This is a genomic window from Klebsiella sp. 10982 (assembly GCF_048589245.1).
GTDB lineage: Bacteria > Pseudomonadota > Gammaproteobacteria > Enterobacterales > Enterobacteriaceae > Klebsiella > Klebsiella quasivariicola.
The window spans coordinates 1-16,133 of sequence record NZ_JBMAXV010000014.1 but is presented as its reverse complement, the minus strand read 5'-3'; the positions used below and the strand labels follow the sequence as shown (position 1 = coordinate 16,133).

The 16,133-nt window shown below is 56.2% G+C and carries 12 protein-coding genes and 1 pseudogene; 8 read left to right on the top strand and 5 right to left on the bottom strand.

The features are described 5' to 3' along the window. Positions 1-56: 56 nt before the first annotated feature. From ACKLKD_RS12990 to ACKLKD_RS12975, 4 genes are read left to right on the top strand one after another with little or no spacing between them, the layout of a single operon-like run. On the top strand, positions 57-746 hold the full coding sequence (locus ACKLKD_RS12990; protein ID WP_080897651.1) for a fimbrial assembly chaperone: 690 nt from the start codon (positions 57-59) through the stop codon (positions 744-746). Then, positions 700-3,279 carry a fimbria/pilus outer membrane usher protein gene (locus ACKLKD_RS12985; protein ID WP_080924787.1) on the top strand — a complete coding sequence of 860 codons (2,580 nt, stop codon included), beginning with the start codon at positions 700-702 and terminating at the stop codon, positions 3,277-3,279. The genes ACKLKD_RS12990 and ACKLKD_RS12985 overlap by 47 nt, the downstream gene beginning before the upstream one ends. A 37-nt stretch (positions 3,280-3,316) precedes the next feature. Further along, positions 3,317-3,868: a fimbrial protein gene (locus ACKLKD_RS12980; RefSeq protein WP_087804935.1), complete on the top strand. Its 552-nt coding sequence runs from the start codon at positions 3,317-3,319 to the stop codon at positions 3,866-3,868. 19 nt (positions 3,869-3,887) lie between these two features. Next, entirely contained in the window at positions 3,888-4,985 is a 1,098-nt protein-coding gene (locus tag ACKLKD_RS12975) for a type 1 fimbrial protein (protein WP_080897649.1), read from the top strand. 54 nt (positions 4,986-5,039) lie between these two features. Here ACKLKD_RS12975 and actP read toward each other — a convergent pair whose 3' ends face one another. The 3 genes from actP to acs all read right to left on the bottom strand — a co-directional run bounded on the left by actP (position 5,040) and on the right by acs (position 9,145). Next, complete coding sequence (gene actP, locus ACKLKD_RS12970) at positions 5,040-6,692, bottom strand: cation/acetate symporter ActP (protein WP_087804933.1); 1,653 nt, start codon at positions 6,690-6,692, stop codon at positions 5,040-5,042. Further along, entirely contained in the window at positions 6,692-7,003 is a 312-nt protein-coding gene (locus tag ACKLKD_RS12965) for a DUF485 domain-containing protein (protein WP_004177812.1), read from the bottom strand. The genes actP and ACKLKD_RS12965 overlap by 1 nt, the downstream gene beginning before the upstream one ends. A 183-nt stretch (positions 7,004-7,186) precedes the next feature. After that, positions 7,187-9,145, bottom strand: coding sequence for an acetate--CoA ligase (gene acs / locus ACKLKD_RS12960; protein WP_025712553.1), 1,959 nt, complete (start codon positions 9,143-9,145; stop codon positions 7,187-7,189). A gap of 100 nt (positions 9,146-9,245) precedes the next feature. Between acs and ACKLKD_RS12955 the strand changes: the two are divergent. Together ACKLKD_RS12955 and gltP are read left to right on the top strand one after the other, a co-directional pair. Further along, positions 9,246-9,446, top strand: a pseudogene (locus tag ACKLKD_RS12955) (hypothetical protein). 111 nt (positions 9,447-9,557) lie between these two features. Beyond that, on the top strand, positions 9,558-10,871 hold the full coding sequence (gltP, locus tag ACKLKD_RS12950) for a glutamate/aspartate:proton symporter GltP (RefSeq protein ID WP_012543161.1): 1,314 nt from the start codon (positions 9,558-9,560) through the stop codon (positions 10,869-10,871). A gap of 36 nt (positions 10,872-10,907) precedes the next feature. Here the strand turns inward: gltP and ACKLKD_RS12945 are convergent, their stop codons facing one another. Together ACKLKD_RS12945 and fdhF are read right to left on the bottom strand one after the other, a co-directional pair. Beyond that, positions 10,908-11,594, bottom strand: coding sequence for a tetratricopeptide repeat protein (locus tag ACKLKD_RS12945; protein WP_025712555.1), 687 nt, complete (start codon positions 11,592-11,594; stop codon positions 10,908-10,910). Between the two features lie 528 nt (positions 11,595-12,122). Next, positions 12,123-14,270 carry a formate dehydrogenase subunit alpha gene (gene fdhF / locus ACKLKD_RS12940; protein WP_077598918.1) on the bottom strand — a complete coding sequence of 716 codons (2,148 nt, stop codon included), beginning with the start codon at positions 14,268-14,270 and terminating at the stop codon, positions 12,123-12,125. A gap of 272 nt (positions 14,271-14,542) precedes the next feature. Here fdhF and ACKLKD_RS12935 point away from each other — a divergent pair, with 272 nt between their 5' ends. Next, positions 14,543-15,271 (top strand): response regulator transcription factor, encoded by a 729-nt coding sequence (locus tag ACKLKD_RS12935; RefSeq protein WP_087804898.1) that lies wholly within the window; start codon positions 14,543-14,545, stop codon positions 15,269-15,271. 84 nt (positions 15,272-15,355) lie between these two features. Then, positions 15,356-16,114: a type IV toxin-antitoxin system AbiEi family antitoxin gene (locus ACKLKD_RS12930; RefSeq protein WP_087804896.1), complete on the top strand. Its 759-nt coding sequence runs from the start codon at positions 15,356-15,358 to the stop codon at positions 16,112-16,114. The last annotated feature ends 19 nt before the right edge of the window (positions 16,115-16,133 follow it).

Here is a 16,133-nt window from a genome sequence, read left to right as displayed (position 1 = left end):
GCTTTTTGTTGAATGGAGAAAGGGGAATCGCCTGCTATTCCCCTTTAATTAAACATATGAGATATCCTTTCTTTGTGGTTGGTTTATTGCTGTCTTCTTCCCTCGCGCAGGCCAGCGTGGTCGTTGGCGGTACGCGTCTGGTGTTTGATGGTACGAAAAATAACGCGGTAATAACGGTTGAAAATAAAGATCATAACAGCAATATCGTTCAGTCCTGGCTGTCGGTGGTCGATGCCGCCTCGCCAGCAAAAGACGCATTTATTATTACGCCGCCGCTGTTTCGTCTCAAAGCCGGGGAGAAAGGATTTGTCCGCGTGGTTCGATCAGGAAAGACATTACCCGACGATCGCGAGTCCATGTTTTGGCTCAATATTAAAGGGATCCCGGCCACGGAATATGTACCTGATAAAAATGTCGTACAGTTTGCAATTAACTCGAAGATAAAATTGATTTATCGGCCCGCTGCGTTAAAAGGTAATACACCGGATGCCTATGCCGACAAATTACAGTGGGGAAAAGACGGAACCTCCGTGACTGTAAAAAACAGCTCACCGCTGTATATGAATTTCTCACAGGTTAGCCTTAACGGTAAAAATATTTCTGGCGCATGGTTCGCGGCCCCATTTTCCACTTTAAAAATACCCGTGCAGAGTAACCTGTCCACGACAGGAAAAAAAGAAATCACATGGAGCGTGATTAATGATTATGGTATGTCAGGGAAGAAATATACCGCTATCATTCAGTAGCGTTGAGCTGCTTTTTTCAGCCAAAAGTATCTGCGTCGTTGTTGTTCTGTGCCTGAGTACCCTACCTCCCCACGCTGAGGCCGGCGAATATTTCAACCCGAATTTACTCGAAGTCGCTGAGGATACTGCGACTTCGGTTGATCTGTCCTATTTTTCGCAAGATGGCGTACCGCCTGGAACCTATCATCTTGATGTGTACATCAATGATAAATATGTCGGCTCAGAATCGCTGACGTTTCAGAAAAATGAAAAGGACGCCAGCGCGGTCGTTTCTCCCTGCCTTTCCGGGGAGCTGCTTAATTCATGGCTCATTAATACCACGGCTTATCCGAAACTGTTCGAGGCAGGAGAAACCTGCGCGCGATTGTCGGCGATTCCGGGCATGGTGTTTACGGTGGCGCTTGCCCAGCAGCGGATAGATTTCACCGTGCCGCAGGCTGCCATGCTAAACCGTCCGCGGGATTTTGTACCGGAGAGCCAGTGGCAGCAGGGGATCAACGCCGGTCTTCTCAACTATAGCGTCACCGGGCAGCGCAATGCACCGCGACATAACGGCACCACTATCGACAGTCAGTTTGTCAGCCTGCAGCCTGGGGTGAATCTGGGACCATGGCGCCTGCGTAACTACAGCACCTATAGCCACAGCGACAACAACTCCCGCTGGGAGTCGGTTTACTCCTATCTTGCCCGCGATATTCATACCCTGCGCAGCCAGCTGGTGGTTGGTAATACCTATACCTCTTCCAGCATCTTCGATAGTTTAAGCTTTACCGGTTTACAGCTCAGTTCGGATAAAGAGATGCTGCCGGATAGTCTGCATGGCTTTGCTCCTACGATCAGAGGTATCGCGCGCACGACTGCCGAAGTCTCGGTTTATCAGAATGGTTACAGCATCTATAAAACCACTGTGGCTCCCGGCGCCTTTGAAATTAACGATCTGTACGCCACCGGCAGCGCCGGCGACCTGTACGTTAACATTAAGGAGTCTGACGGCAGCGAGCAAAACTTTGTGGTGCCTTTCGCGTCGCTGGCGATCCTCCAGCGCGAGGGCCAGCTGGACTACGCAGTGAGCAGCGGCAGGACGCGATCGGGTAGCTCCAACGATAAAGAATATAATTTTATTCAGTCATCTCTGGCCTATGGGGCAACCAGCAACGTTACTCTCTATACCGGCTTTCAGCAGGCGGAAGATAAGTACACCAATTTGCTGTTAGGCGCCGGTTTTAACCTCGGAACCATCGGCGCGCTCTCGTTTGATGGTTCTCAGTCGTGGGCTGATGTCAAAGCGAGCGAAACGGCCTCCTCGACAAATAAAGAACAGGGGCAATCTTATCGCGTCCGTTTCAGCAAAAGTTTTCTCCAGACAGGGACCAACTTTTCCGTGGCCGGCTATCGTTACTCCACGGCGGGATACTATTCGTTCCAGGACTTTGTCGATAACTCTTCCACACAATATGGTTGCTGTACGCAGAGCGGCAGAACGAAAGGCCGTTTTGACGCCTCGGTGTCGCAGACGCTGTTCGGCTATGGTTCGCTCTCGCTTTCGCTGGTCAATGAAACCTACTGGGACAGTTCGCGCATGGAGTCGGTGGGCGTGGGCTATAGCGGGTCGATTGGCAGGGCCTCCTACTTTATTAACTATTCCTATAACCGTAATGTGCAAAGTACCGATGACAGCGATAATAACCGGCCTGCCAGCGATACGATAATCTCCCTGACGGTAAGCATCCCGCTCGGCGAGACGCTCTCGGCGAATTACAGCATGAACCATGGCCGCCATAACGACACCACGCACAGCGTGGGGCTCAACGGCTCAGCGTTCGAGGATCGTTCCCTGAACTGGAGCTTGATGGAAGGGTACAACACCCAGGATAAAAGCACCTCCGGTAACCTCAGCGTCAACTACCAGGGATCGAAAGGGGATGTGGCCGGCGGCTATGGCTACGACCGCTACAGCAATCACTACAACTATTCACTGCGCGGCGGCATGGTCGCCCATGCGGGGGGACTCACGCTATCACGCTTTCTGGGCGAGAGTTCTGCGCTGGTCGAAACGCCTGGCGTCAGCGATGTGACAGTGCGCGGTCAGACAAACGTGACGACGGATGCCGCCGGATATGCGGTGGTGCCTTACGTCCGTCCGTACCATCGTAACAGCCTGGCGCTGGATGAACAGGAAGTCCCTGGCGCTGAAGTGGATAACGTTGCCAGAACGGTGGTACCGACGCGTAACGCGATCGTCAAAGTGAAATACGACACGCGAATTGGCTATAAGGCGATGCTCACCCTGCGTACCCGCAATGGCGTGGTGCCTTTCGGCGCGCTGGTGACCCTCGATAATGATCACGGCAGCGCGTCGCGCAGCAATATCGTTGGTGATGAGGGGCAGGTCTATCTGACGGGGCTGCAGAAAAAAGGCCAGCTGTTAGCGCGCTGGGGAGAAAAAAGCAGTGAGCAATGCACCGTTCATTATGATTTCTCCAGCACCACGTTGAGCGACGATATTCTGTTTTATCAGGCCGAATGCCGCTAAGGGAGGCTCGATGTCAACATGGAAAGTAGAGGCTGATATGAACATGAAAGGGTGTGGAACAACAGGGGGTGCACTGGTTAGCCTTTTGCTGCTCTCCCTTCAGGCGCTGGCTTATGAGGGCAGCAGCACGGTTAATTTTAACGTCACGGGCACCATCGAAGCGCCCTCCTGCGAGGTGGCCGTGCAACCGTCGAACAGTATCGATTTAGGCACCGTCTCCTCGCAGACGTTCTCCGGATATGCCGGGTCGAGCGGAGCCAGCGTGCCGGTTAAGCTGGTCTTTTCCAGCTGTTCCGCCGATGCGTCGGCGGTCACCATCGCCTTTAGCGGTGCAAAATTCGATGATACTTATACCTCGGTTTATAAAAACTTCCGCACAGGCAGCGACGGGGCCAGCGGCGTCGGCATGCAGCTGTTCAGTCTGGCCGAACAGCAGCCCCTCGGCCCCGGCGACCAGTTTCTCTATACCTTTGGTGATAATGCGGACGTTCATACCTTCAATATGGTAGCACGCATGTTTTCGCCCTATGGCCAGGTAAGGCCGGGGATTGTCGGCTTTACCGCCACGTTTGATGTGGCTTACAAATAACGTTTCGACAGGGATGGGTATGAAAAAACTGATCTTCTTGTTCATGCTGGTACTGTGTCCCCTCTATAGCTGGGCGACCTGCGGCGGAACCAACTATGGCGATGTCTCAATGACCAACCTGCCGGAAAAGATTCTGGTCAACGCCGGGAGCTACACCGCGGGTACCGTGCTGTATGACTCGGGGAAAATTACCCGCGCGCAAACGGAGCTGCTTAACTGCGAGGGAAGCACCTACGCGGTGTTTGCCTGGTCCTCGAACAATGCCGGGGCGCTGATAGGGGATAATATCTATGCCACCTCGGTGCAGGGGATCGGCCTCCGCGTCAAGGTGTGGCTCAATATCAGCGGTGAATATGACAACGATACAGATGATTTCAGCCCCGACTCGCAGGTACATTATATCGGCGATGTGAACTACTATCTCGGTAAGCCCACCGGCCTGTTTGATTATTATGCCTCGACCCATTACACCCCGGCATATCAGCTACAGCTGGTAGCCACCGGCGGCGCTATCGCCAGCAACAGTCAATTATCGTTCAGCGATCCGGTGGCTACCGTATCGGCGAAGGATAGTAAGGGGACAATCTCCATTTCCCGGCTACATATCAGCGGCACCACCAGCATCCAGATGATCCCGATGGGATGCATCGTCAGTAGCAACAGTCTCAGTTTTGCCATGGGTAGCATCAATGCCAGCGAGTTTAACACCGCGACAAAGGTGGGGAGTGCGCAACAGCCCCTGACCCTCTCCTGCGAGCCTGGGACCAATGTTTTAATGCGGGTGGCGGCGACGCAAGCGAGCGGCAATAATCCTGGCAACACGGTGATGGCCTTAACGGCAGAGGAGAATGTTGCCACCGGGGTGGGGGTTCAGTTAAATATGGATGGCAAAGCGATGCCGTTGAATACTGACCTCAGTCTTTATTCCTCGGGCCGCACGACGGTGACCAACAGCGGCGCGGATGCCAGCTATAGCTATTTTACTAATCCCGACAATCCTGGTGGCGCGGCAGCCATGCAAACGCTCACCTTTACCACCAACTATTATAAAACAGGCAGCGCGGTGACCGCTGGTTCGGCAAACGCCACTGGGGTGATCACATTTACCTATAACTGAGTCGGCCAGAATACCCCCCTTCCCCGGATGATGTCGGGGAAGGGGAGGCGACGCTTAGTGCGCCTGGCCGCGTTCGATACCGATCCCGGTTTGTGAATGGATAAACTGGGCGCGGAACTGCTCGCGCTCGCGCAACCCTTCCGGTGAGTTATCGGTCGCGGAGAAGACCCAGATACCGATGAACGCGATGGCGATGGAGAACAGCGCCGGATATTCATACGGGAACAGCGCTTTCTCATGGCCGAGGATCTGCACCCAAATGGTGGGTCCGAGGATCATCAGGATCACTGCAGTCAACAGGCCCAGCCAGCCGCCGATCATCGCCCCGCGGGTGGTCAGCTTCGACCAGTACATCGACAGCAGAATAATCGGGAAGTTACAGCTGGCGGCGATGGAGAAGGCCAGGCCGACCATGAAAGCGATGTTCTGATTTTCAAACAGAATACCCAGCAGAATGGCCACCACCCCGAGGATCAGCACGGTGATCTTGGACACCTTCAGCTCCTGGCGCTCGGTCGCGCCCTTGCGGAAGACGTTGGCGTACAGGTCGTGCGACACCGCTGACGCGCCGGCGAGCGTCAGGCCAGCCACCACCGCCAGAATCGTGGCGAAAGCAACCGCCGAGATAAAGCCGAGGAACAGGTTACCGCCGACGGCATCCGCCAGATGCACCGCCGCCATATTATTGCCGCCGATAAGCTGCCCGGCTGCGTCTTTGAACACTGGGTTCGCGCCGACCAGCATGATGGCGCCAAAGCCGATGATAAAGGTCAGAATATAGAAGTAGCCCATAAAACCGGTGGCGTAGAACACGCTTTTACGCGCTTCTTTGGCGTCGCTCACGGTGAAGAAACGCATCAGGATATGAGGCAGGCCGGCGGTACCAAACATCAGGCCCAGACCCAGAGAGAGCGCCGATATCGGATCTTTCACCAGTCCGCCGGGACTCATAATCGCCGCCCCTTTCGGGTGGACGGCCATCGCCTCGGTAAACAGGTTATTGAAGCTGAAGCCGACGTGCTTCATCACCATAAAGGCCATAAAGCTGGCGCCGCACAGCAGCAGAACCGCTTTAATAATCTGCACCCAGGTGGTCGCCAGCATGCCGCCGAACAGGACATAGAGCACCATCAGCACGCCAACCAGCACCACCGCAACGTGGTAGTTGAGGCCGAACAGCAGCTGGATCAGCTTGCCGGCGCCCACCATCTGGGCAATCAGATACAGCGCCACCACCACCAGCGAACCGCAGGCGGAGAGGGTGCGGATCGGCCCCTGCTTCAGGCGGTACGAGGCGACGTCGGCAAAGGTATAGCGGCCAAGGTTACGCAGACGTTCGGCAATCAGAAACAGGATAATCGGCCAGCCGACGAGAAAGCCCAGCGAGTAGATCAGCCCGTCGTAGCCGGAGGTATACACCAGCGCGGAAATGCCGAGGAACGACGCCGCCGACATAAAGTCACCGGCAATCGCCAGCCCGTTCTGGAAGCCGGTAATATTGCCGCCGGCGGTATAATAATCGCTGCGCGAACGCACCCGTTTTGAGGCCCAGTAGGTGATGTACAGCGTCAGAGCGACGAAAATCAGGAACATGACTATCGCCTGCCAGTTGGTCGGCTGGCGCTGTACCGCGCCGGTAATGGCGTCTGCAGCGTGAGCGCCGAGGGGCAGCAGCGTGGCGGCGAGCGCCGTCAGGACTCTCTTGATCATGCTTTTACCTCGTTGAGAACGCTCTTGGTCAAACGGTCGAATTCACCATTGGCCCGCCAGACATAAATACCGGTCAGGATAAACGAAATGACGATCACGCCAATGCCCAGCGGGATCCCGCGGGTGACGCTGGTCCCGGCATGCAGCGGGGTGCCGAGCCAGCCTGGCGCGAAGGCGATAAGCAGAATAAAGCCCACGTAGATCACTAACATAATCACTGACAGAATGGCGGCAAACCGTTGCCGTGATGCAACTAACTCCCTGAAATGCGCACTATTTTCTATCCGCTGACAAAGTTGTTCATTCATCTTAGCGTCTCCAGAGGTCTCCCTTTCGTCATCCACTCGGCGGACGCTGGCGACAGCAACCCCTCCGGCGACGTAGCCGGGACAGGGTTTGCTGACGGCGTTCCTGCGAGTGAAATCCTGGGGGAGGGACTTATTTTTATCCCCTCCCCGGAAGGGGAGAGGGTGTAGGGAATCGGTCCTTACTTACGATGGCATGGTGATGGCCTGCTTCTCTTCGAGCAGTTTTTCCACGACGCCAGGATCGGCGAGGGTCGAAGTATCGCCGAGGTTGCTGGTGTCGCCCGCGGCAATCTTGCGCAGTATGCGGCGCATGATTTTGCCCGAGCGGGTTTTCGGTAGCGAATCGGTCCAGTGCAGCACATCCGGCGTCGCCAGCGGGCCGATCTCTTTGCGCACCCAGTTACGCACTTCGGCATACAGCTCCGGGGTAGGCTCTTCGCCGTGATTGAGCGTCACGTAAGCGTAGATGGCCTGGCCTTTGATGTTGTGCGGGATCCCCACCACCGCCGCTTCGGCGATTTTCGGGTGCGAGACCAGCGCCGATTCGATCTCGGCGGTACCCAGGCGGTGGCCGGAGACGTTCAGGACGTCATCCACGCGGCCGGTGATCCAGTAGTAACCATCTTCATCACGGCGCGCGCCGTCGCCGCTAAAGTACATATTTTTGAAGGTGGAGAAGTAGGTTTGCTCAAAGCGTTCATGGTCGCCGAACAGGGTACGCGCCTGGCCAGGCCAGGAGTCGGCGATGGCAAGATTGCCTTCGGTGGCGCCATCCAGCGGCAGGCCTTCGTTATCCACCAGCACCGGCTGGACGCCGAAGAACGGACGCGTCGCGGAGCCGGCCTTCAGTTCGATCGCGCCCGGCAGCGGGGTGATCATAAAGCCGCCGGTTTCGGTCTGCCACCAGGTGTCCATCACCGGGCACTTCTCATTGCCGATCTTCTTCCAGTACCACTCCCAGGCTTCCGGGTTAATCGGTTCGCCGACCGAGCCGAGAATACGCAGGGAGGAGCGGTCTGTGCCTTCGATCGCTTTGTCGCCTTCCGCCATCAGGGCGCGGATAGCCGTCGGGGCGGTATAGAGAATATTGACCTTGTGCTTATCGACGACCTGGCACATACGCGCCGGCGTTGGCCAGTTCGGCACCCCTTCGAACATCAGGGTAGTGGCGCCGCAGGCCAGCGGGCCGTACAGCAGATAGCTATGGCCGGTGACCCAGCCCACGTCGGCGGTGCACCAGTAAATATCGCCCGGATGGTAGTCGAAAACGTATTTAAAGGTGGTGGCCGCGTAGACCAGATAACCGCCGGTGGTGTGCAGCACCCCTTTCGGTTTTCCGGTGGAGCCGGAGGTATAGAGGATGAACAGCGGATCTTCGGCGTTCATTTCGACGGGCCGGTGTTCGGCGCTGGCGTTCGCCATCAGATCGCTCCACCACAGGTCACGGCCTTCCTGCCAGTCGATGTTACCGCCGGTGCGTTTCAGGACCACCACGTGCTCAATGCTTTTGACGTTCGGGTTTTTCAGCGCGTCATCGACATTTTTCTTCAGCGGGATGGCGCGACCGGCGCGTAGCCCTTCGTCAGCGGTGATCACCAGGCGCGAGCTGGAGTCGATAATGCGTCCGGCCACCGCCTCCGGCGAGAAGCCGCCGAAAATGACCGAGTGGATCGCCCCGATGCGGGCGCAGGCCAGCATCGCCACCGCGGCTTCCGGCACCATCGGCATATAGATGGCGACTACGTCGCCTTTTTTAATCCCAAGGTCGAGCAGGGCATTGGCGAAGCGGCACACGTCCGCATGCAGTTCACGGTAGGTGATATGCTTGCTCTGGCTGGCGTCGTCACCTTCCCAGATGATGGCGGTTTGATCGCCGCGTTCGGCGAGATGGCGATCGAGGCAGTTGGCGGCGAGGTTCAGGGTGCCGTCTTCATACCATTTGATGGAAATATTACCCGGTGCGAAGGAGGTGTTCTTCACGCGGGTATAGGGGCGTATCCAGTCGAGGATTTTGCCCTGCTCGCCCCAAAATGTATCAGGGTCGGTTATGGATTGTTGGTATTGCGCCTTGTACTGATCCGGGTTAATCAGGCAACGTTCCGCAATATTAGCGGGAATAGGGTGTTTGTGTATTTGGCTCATGGCTTTTTTTCTCCTTTGAACTTGTTAAATATATGTCAAACAAACGTTAATAGTAGGGGTTCTGACAGCTTTGTTTGTTAATTGGGGGGCAGATCACGCAATGATTAAACTGAGTGAAATTTCATCAAATGAAACTTTGAAGTGAAATAATTACGGAAATGAATTTATAGAAACTGATGGTGTGAAATATTTTTTATTACAAATACTTATGCAATGTAATTGGGGGAAATTCGCTGCTTTATGCATAAAAGCAGAGGAAAGCCCTGTTCTTAAAGGCTTGCACAGCATGCCGTGCAAATGATACTGATATTGCGCGTTAAATAACCCTACAAAGCAACGCAACACAATTCATACCCCCTGCAGTGGGTACCATGACGAAAAGGAATGGTGCCTTTCATTGAGGAAGTCAGTAGTGAAGAAAACAAAAAAAGTCAGTCTGGCCTGGCAAATTTTGCTAGCCCTGGTGCTGGGTATCCTTCTGGGCAGTTATCTGCATTACCACGCCGAAAGTCGCGATTGGTTAATTAGCAATTTGCTGACGCCGGCGGGCGATATCTTTATCCATCTGATTAAAATGATCGTGGTCCCGATTGTCATTTCGACCCTGGTGGTCGGGATTGCCGGCGTTGGCGATGCCAAACAGTTAGGCCGGATCGGCGCCAAAACCATTATCTATTTCGAAGTGATCACCACGGTGGCGATTGTGCTGGGTATTACCCTGGCCAACGTTTTCCAGCCGGGAACGGGCATTGATATGTCGCAGCTGGCGGCGGTCGATATTTCGAAATACCAAAGCACCACTGCCGAGGTGCAGAGCCATGCGCATGGCCTGATGGGGACTATCCTGTCGCTGGTGCCGACCAACATCGTGGCGTCGATGGCGAAAGGCGATATGCTGCCGATTATCTTCTTCTCGGTGCTGTTTGGTCTGGGGCTCTCCTCGCTGCCGGCGACCCACCGTGAGCCGCTGGTGACGGTCTTCCGCTCCATCTCCGAAACCATGTTTAAAGTCACCCACATGGTGATGCGCTATGCGCCGATCGGGGTGTTCGCTCTGATTTCGGTGACCGTCGCCACCTTTGGTTTCGCCTCGCTGTGGCCGCTGGCCAAGCTGGTGCTGCTGGTTTACTTCGCGATCCTGTTCTTCGCGCTGGTGGTGCTGGGGATTGTCGCGCGTCTGTGCGGTCTGAGCATCTGGATCCTGATCCGCATCCTGAAGGATGAGCTGATTCTGGCTTACTCCACCGCCAGTTCAGAGAGCGTGCTGCCGCGTATTATCGAGAAGATGGAAGCCTATGGCGCACCGGCGTCGATCACCAGCTTTGTGGTGCCGACCGGTTACTCCTTTAACCTCGATGGCTCAACGCTGTATCAGAGCATCGCGGCGATCTTTATCGCCCAGCTGTATGGTATCGACCTCTCCATCTGGCAGGAGATCACCCTGGTGCTGACCCTGATGGTGACCTCTAAAGGGATCGCCGGCGTGCCGGGCGTCTCCTTCGTGGTGCTGCTGGCCACCCTGGGTAGCGTGGGGATCCCGCTGGAAGGCCTCGCCTTTATTGCCGGCGTCGACCGTATCCTCGACATGGCGCGTACCGCGCTGAACGTGGTGGGTAATGCGCTGGCGGTGCTGGTTATCGCCAAGTGGGAGCATAAGTTCGACCGCAAAAAAGCGCTGGCGTATGAACGCGAAGTGCTGGGCAAGTTTGATAAAACCGCCCAATAAAACACAAAGCCCGGCGCTGGTACGCCGGGCTTTTTCTTATCCTTTACTGATCCGATCAAACTCTTCGCAACCGGTATCAAACCCCTCCAGGCAACTGACGTTGAGCCAGTGCAGCGCCTTCTGTTTATTCGGTTCGATAAAGCCTTTTTCTCCCTGCTGGAACATCATTCCGGCCCAGTATTCGGCATAGCCGGTCCGCGAGAGCGCCGAGCTGCCTTTGAAGTATTCGCTCGCTTTCACATCATCTTCCGGGCCGTGCACGCCGCTGGCGTAGATCAGCCCCAGCAGCATCTGGGCGTCGACCGCCGCATCGCTTTCGCTATCCCGGGCGGCATCCTGCAGCAGCGTGATGGCGTGCGCCACGTCGGTGGGGCCAGCCTGACGGTTGACCAGCACCCGCGCGAGGACGATCTCCCCGGATTTACTGCCGGCTTCGACGGCTTTTTCCGCCAGCTGGCGGGCCTGCGGATAGTCCGCCTGCTGGGGGTTGCGAATTTTGAGCTGCGCCAGCAGTGCCAGCGCATCGCCATCGCCCTGGGCGGCCGCTTTCTGTGCCCAGTATTCGGCTTTCTGATAATCGCCGGAGCTGACCCAGGTATCGGCAAGATAATATTGTGCGCGTCGATCGCCGGCTTCCGCCTGCTGTTGATACTGACTGCCGGGTTCGGTGGCCACCGCTGCGCCGCTGGTGAAAACCAGTAAAAATAAAAAGAGGTATTTCATTTGTATTTATTATCAGTAAGGAACATAGCGCGCAGTATAAAGGGAGGCGAAAAAGAAGAAAATGGCAGGAATTAGCGGTGTGAATACCCGGAGAAGGCGCAACGCACCGCCTCCGGGGAAAATCCCCGGTAGCGCTACCGCTTACCGGGGCTACAGCGTTGTGCGATTTGGTAGCCCGGAGAAGGCGCAACGCACCGCCTCCCGGGAAAATCCCCGGTAGCGCTACCGCTTGCCGGGGCTACAGCGTTGTGTGATTTGGTAGCCCGGAGAAGGCGCAATGCGCCGCCTCCGGGGAAAATCCCCGGTAGCGCTACCGCTTACCGGGGCTACAGCGTTGTGTGATTTGGTAGCCCGGAGAAGGCGCAATGCGCCGCCTCCGGGGAAAATCCCCGGTAGCGCTATCGCTTACCGGGGCTACAGCGTTGTGTGATTTGGTAGCCCGGAGAAGGCGCAATGCGCCGCCTCCGGGGAAAATCCCCGGTACGCTATCGCTTACCGGGGCTACTCAATGGTACAAAGGTTCGAACCTTAACCCATTGCGCTTTCGCGCAGGCGGGCTTTCAGCTTGTTGTACTCATCGATCACGTACTGTTCTGCCGCGCGCTGATCGGCAATCCGCTCAACGTTGACCGCGCAGTACTTGTACTCCGGCGTTTTGGTTATCGGACTCAGGTTCTCCGACACCAGCTCGTTACAGGCACCAATCCACCACTGGTAGGTCATGTACACCGCGCCTTTATTCGGCCGGTCGCTGACCTGTGCGCGAGTGATGATGCGGCCCTTACGCGAATTCACCCACACCAGCGCTTCATCTTCGATGCCTAACCGTTCGGCATCGGCGGTGTTGATTTGCGCATAGCCAGGCTCATCCGCCAGCGCCGCCAGCGCCGCGCAGTTACCGGTCATTGAACGACACGAGTAGTGGCCGACTTCGCGCACCGTCGACAGCACCATTGGGTACTCGTCGGTAAGCTTATCGATCGGCGCGACCCAGTCGCAGGTGAAGAACTGCGCCAGCCCGTTCGGGGTATCGAATTTCTCTTTAAACAGATACGACGTCCCCTGGTCGGCGTCGGACTCATCGCGGCACGGCCACATGACATAGCCGAGCTCACCCATTTTCTCGTAGGTGGCGCCGTAGAAGTCCGGACACAGATGCCGCAACTCATCCCAAATCTCCTGGGTGTTGTTGTAGTGCATCGGATAGCCCATCCGGGTGGCGATTTCGCTGATGATCTGCCAGTCGGTTTTCAGGTCCCACTTCGGCTCCACCGCTTTAAAGAAGCGCTGGAAGCCGCGGTCCGCTGCGGTATAGACGCCTTCGTGCTCGCCCCACGAGGTGGACGGCAGGATGACGTCGGCCGCGGAGGCGGTTTTGGTCATGAAAATATCCTGGACGATAACCAGTTCCAGATCGTCGAATGCTTTGCGGACCGCCGAGAGTTCGGCATCGGTCTGCAGCGGATCTTCACCCATAATGTACGCCGCCCGCACTTCACCGTGCGCCGCGCGGTGCGGCAATTCGCTGATGCGATAGCCGGTATGCGCCGGCAGGCTTTCCACGCCCCAGGCTTTGGCGAATTTCTCGCGGTTCTCCGGGAACTTGACGTACTGGTAGCCCGGATAGGTGTCCGGCAGTGCGCCCATATCGCAGGCGCCCTGGACGTTGTTCTGACCGCGCACCGGGTTGACGCCGACGCTCGGCTTGCCGAGGTTGCCGGTGAGAATGGCCAGGCTGGTCAGCGACCGTACTGTCTCCACGCCCTGGTAGAACTGGGTGACGCCCATGCCCCACAGGATGGCGGCGGATTTGGCGCTGGCGTACATCCGGGCGCAGGCGCGGATCTCCTGGGCGCTGACCCCGGTGATCTCTTCTACCGACTCCGGCGTATAGCCTTCAACGATTTTTCGATACTCCTCGAAGCCTTCGGAACGGCTGGCGACGAAGGATTTATCGTACAGATCCTCTTCAATAATCACGTGGCCAATGGCGTTGAGCAGCGCGATATTCGAGCCGTTCTTCAGCGCAATGTGCATATCGGCGATGCGCGCAGTCTCAATTTTGCGCGGGTCGCAGACGATAATTTTCGCCCCGTTGCGTTTAGCGTTAATGACGTGATTCGCCACGATAGGGTGGGAATCCGCCGGGTTATAACCGAAGATAAACACCAGATCGGTGTTATCAATCTCCGTGATGGCATTACTCATGGCGCCGTTACCGACCGACTGGTGCAGACCTGCAACCGAAGGGCCGTGTCAGACGCGAGCGCAGCAGTCGACGTTATTGGTACCAATAACGGCGCGCGCGAATTTTTGCATCACATAGTTGGTTTCATTACCGGTGCCGCGGGAGGAGCCGGTGGTTTGGATTGCATCCGGGCCATATTTGGCTTTAATGGCGCTGAGACGGGTGGCGACGTAATCCAGCGCCTCGTCCCAGGAGACGGCTTCCAGCTTGCCGCCGCGTTCACGACGGATCATAGGGGTTTTCAGGCGCGGCGTCAGGATCTGGGTATCATTAATGAAGTCCCAGCCATAATAGCCCTTCAGGCACAGGGTTCCCTGGTTGGTTTTCCCCTGCGCCGCTTCAGCCCGAACGATTTTGCCGTTATCGACCACCAGGTTGATTTTGCAACCTGATGCGCAATACGGGCAAACCGTGACGACTTTTTTCATCGGTCTTGCTCCAGTTATTCAATGGGCGCGTTTGCGCTATCGCGCCGTCACTATGCATCTTCTATGCCATATTTTCACTGTGGGTATTCCTTGATAATACGTGGCTTTTTTGGGCGAAATGCTGACGAAAAACAGCCTGTCGACAGATTTGACGTGTCGATACGCTGGAGATGTGACGGCGCTTGAAAAAATGTCACCGGGAGAGGAATTTGTCGGCGCACCCTTGCAGAATCGATCAGACTGACATTAATTCCCGGCGGGCAGAGGCAAAAATGAAACCAGTCATTCTGGTGGTGGATGATGACAGGGCGATGGGCGAGCTGCTCAGCGATGTGCTCGGCGCGCACGCGTTTGACGTGCTGGTCAGCCAGACCGGCAACGACGCGCTGGCGATGGTGGCGCAGCGGGCGGACATCGCGCTGGTCTTACTGGATATGATCCTGCCGGATACCCATGGCCTGCAGGTGCTCCAGCAGCTGCAGCGCACGCGGCCTGAGCTGCCGGTGGTGATGCTCTCCGGTCTGGGCAGTGAGTCTGATGTAGTGGTGGGCCTGGAGATGGGCGCCGATGATTACATCGCCAAACCGTTCAGCTCGCGGGTGGTGGTGGCCCGGGTAAAGGCGGTGCTGCGGCGTAGTGGGGCGTTGGCCAGCGAGGTGCCGGGCACCGCTGCCGGCCTAACGTTTAACGGCTGGCGGCTGGATACCACCCGCTGTGAGCTGTATAACCCGCAGCAACAGGCGATCCCGCTGACCCAGGGAGAATATGGCCTGCTGCTGGCGCTGGCGCAGAACGCGCGCCGGGTATTGAATCGCGAACAGCTGCTGGCGCTGACTCATAATGAAAGCACCGAGGTGTTCGACCGGACCATCGATGTGCTGATCATGCGCCTGCGGCGCAAAATCGAGTTAAACCCGCATCAGCCGACGTTGATTAAAACCCTGCGTGGTCTGGGCTATGTGTTTTCCGCCGACGTGACCCACAGCGAGAAAGCGGCGTAGGGCGGGGGGCTGCCAACCCGCTCTTGACTTTATTTGGCGCAGCGAGTTTACTTTTTTTATTAAAGTGACACCCTGGGTTAATCTATGCCATCAAAATTAAACTGGCTGCTGCAAAACAGTGCTCCCGGAGATGTGATCCTTCAGTCCTGGTTAAGCCGGCATGCCATCTCGCCCTCTCTGGCCTTTAAATACACGCAAAGTGGCTGGTTAAAAAAACGAGGTAACGGCGTATACGCGCGTGCGGGACGTGAGCCGGAGTGGAACGATGCATTAGCATGTTTGCAAAACCAGCTAGCCGCTCCGGTGTATGTCGCTGGGCTCAGTAGCTTAGTCTGGCAGGGTCGTTCACACTATCTACAGCTCAAACAAAACCAGTGCTGGCTGAGTATGGAAAATAAAGCGCTGCTGCCAAAATGGTTCAGGGAATTCCCGGGTGTAGAGTGGATAGTCATATCGGGGAAAAAACTGCCGGTGCTGAATGATAAATACCGCATAATGCTTGATGTAAAAGGGAAAAAACTCATCGGCAGTGCGCCAGAACTGGCTGCTTACGAGTTGCTGAGCGCGGTACCGGGGACCCTCTCATTTAACCACGCGGCAGAGCTTTTCCAGGGACTGGTTAATCTTAATCCTCGTAAAGTAGAGTATCTGCTTTCTGTCAGCCAGTCCGTGCAGACCAAGCGTTTGTATCTCTTTTTCGCCAGTTTTTACGAGCATGGTTGGCTCAGACGAATCGATAGCCAAAAAATCGATCTGGGAGCGGGTAAGCGGCAAATCGTGGTAAATGGCAAGTTCAATGCTCAATACCAAATCACTGTGCCTGAACGCTTTCAAAAGGAATAAAAAATAGGGATATACAGGC

Coding starts and splice junctions, on each gene's coding strand:
- ACKLKD_RS12990 (WP_080897651.1), top strand. CDS start 57: ATGAGATATCCTTTCTTTGTGGTTGGTTTATTGCTGTCTTCTTCCCTC.
- ACKLKD_RS12985 (WP_080924787.1), top strand. CDS start 700: ATGATTATGGTATGTCAGGGAAGAAATATACCGCTATCATTCAGTAGC.
- ACKLKD_RS12980 (WP_087804935.1), top strand. CDS start 3,317: ATGAACATGAAAGGGTGTGGAACAACAGGGGGTGCACTGGTTAGCCTT.
- ACKLKD_RS12975 (WP_080897649.1), top strand. CDS start 3,888: ATGAAAAAACTGATCTTCTTGTTCATGCTGGTACTGTGTCCCCTCTAT.
- ACKLKD_RS12965 (WP_004177812.1), bottom strand. CDS start 7,003: ATGAATGAACAACTTTGTCAGCGGATAGAAAATAGTGCGCATTTCAGG.
- acs (WP_025712553.1), bottom strand. CDS start 9,145: ATGAGCCAAATACACAAACACCCTATTCCCGCTAATATTGCGGAACGT.
- ACKLKD_RS12945 (WP_025712555.1), bottom strand. CDS start 11,594: ATGAAATACCTCTTTTTATTTTTACTGGTTTTCACCAGCGGCGCAGCG.
- ACKLKD_RS12935 (WP_087804898.1), top strand. CDS start 14,543: ATGAAACCAGTCATTCTGGTGGTGGATGATGACAGGGCGATGGGCGAG.
- ACKLKD_RS12930 (WP_087804896.1), top strand. CDS start 15,356: ATGCCATCAAAATTAAACTGGCTGCTGCAAAACAGTGCTCCCGGAGAT.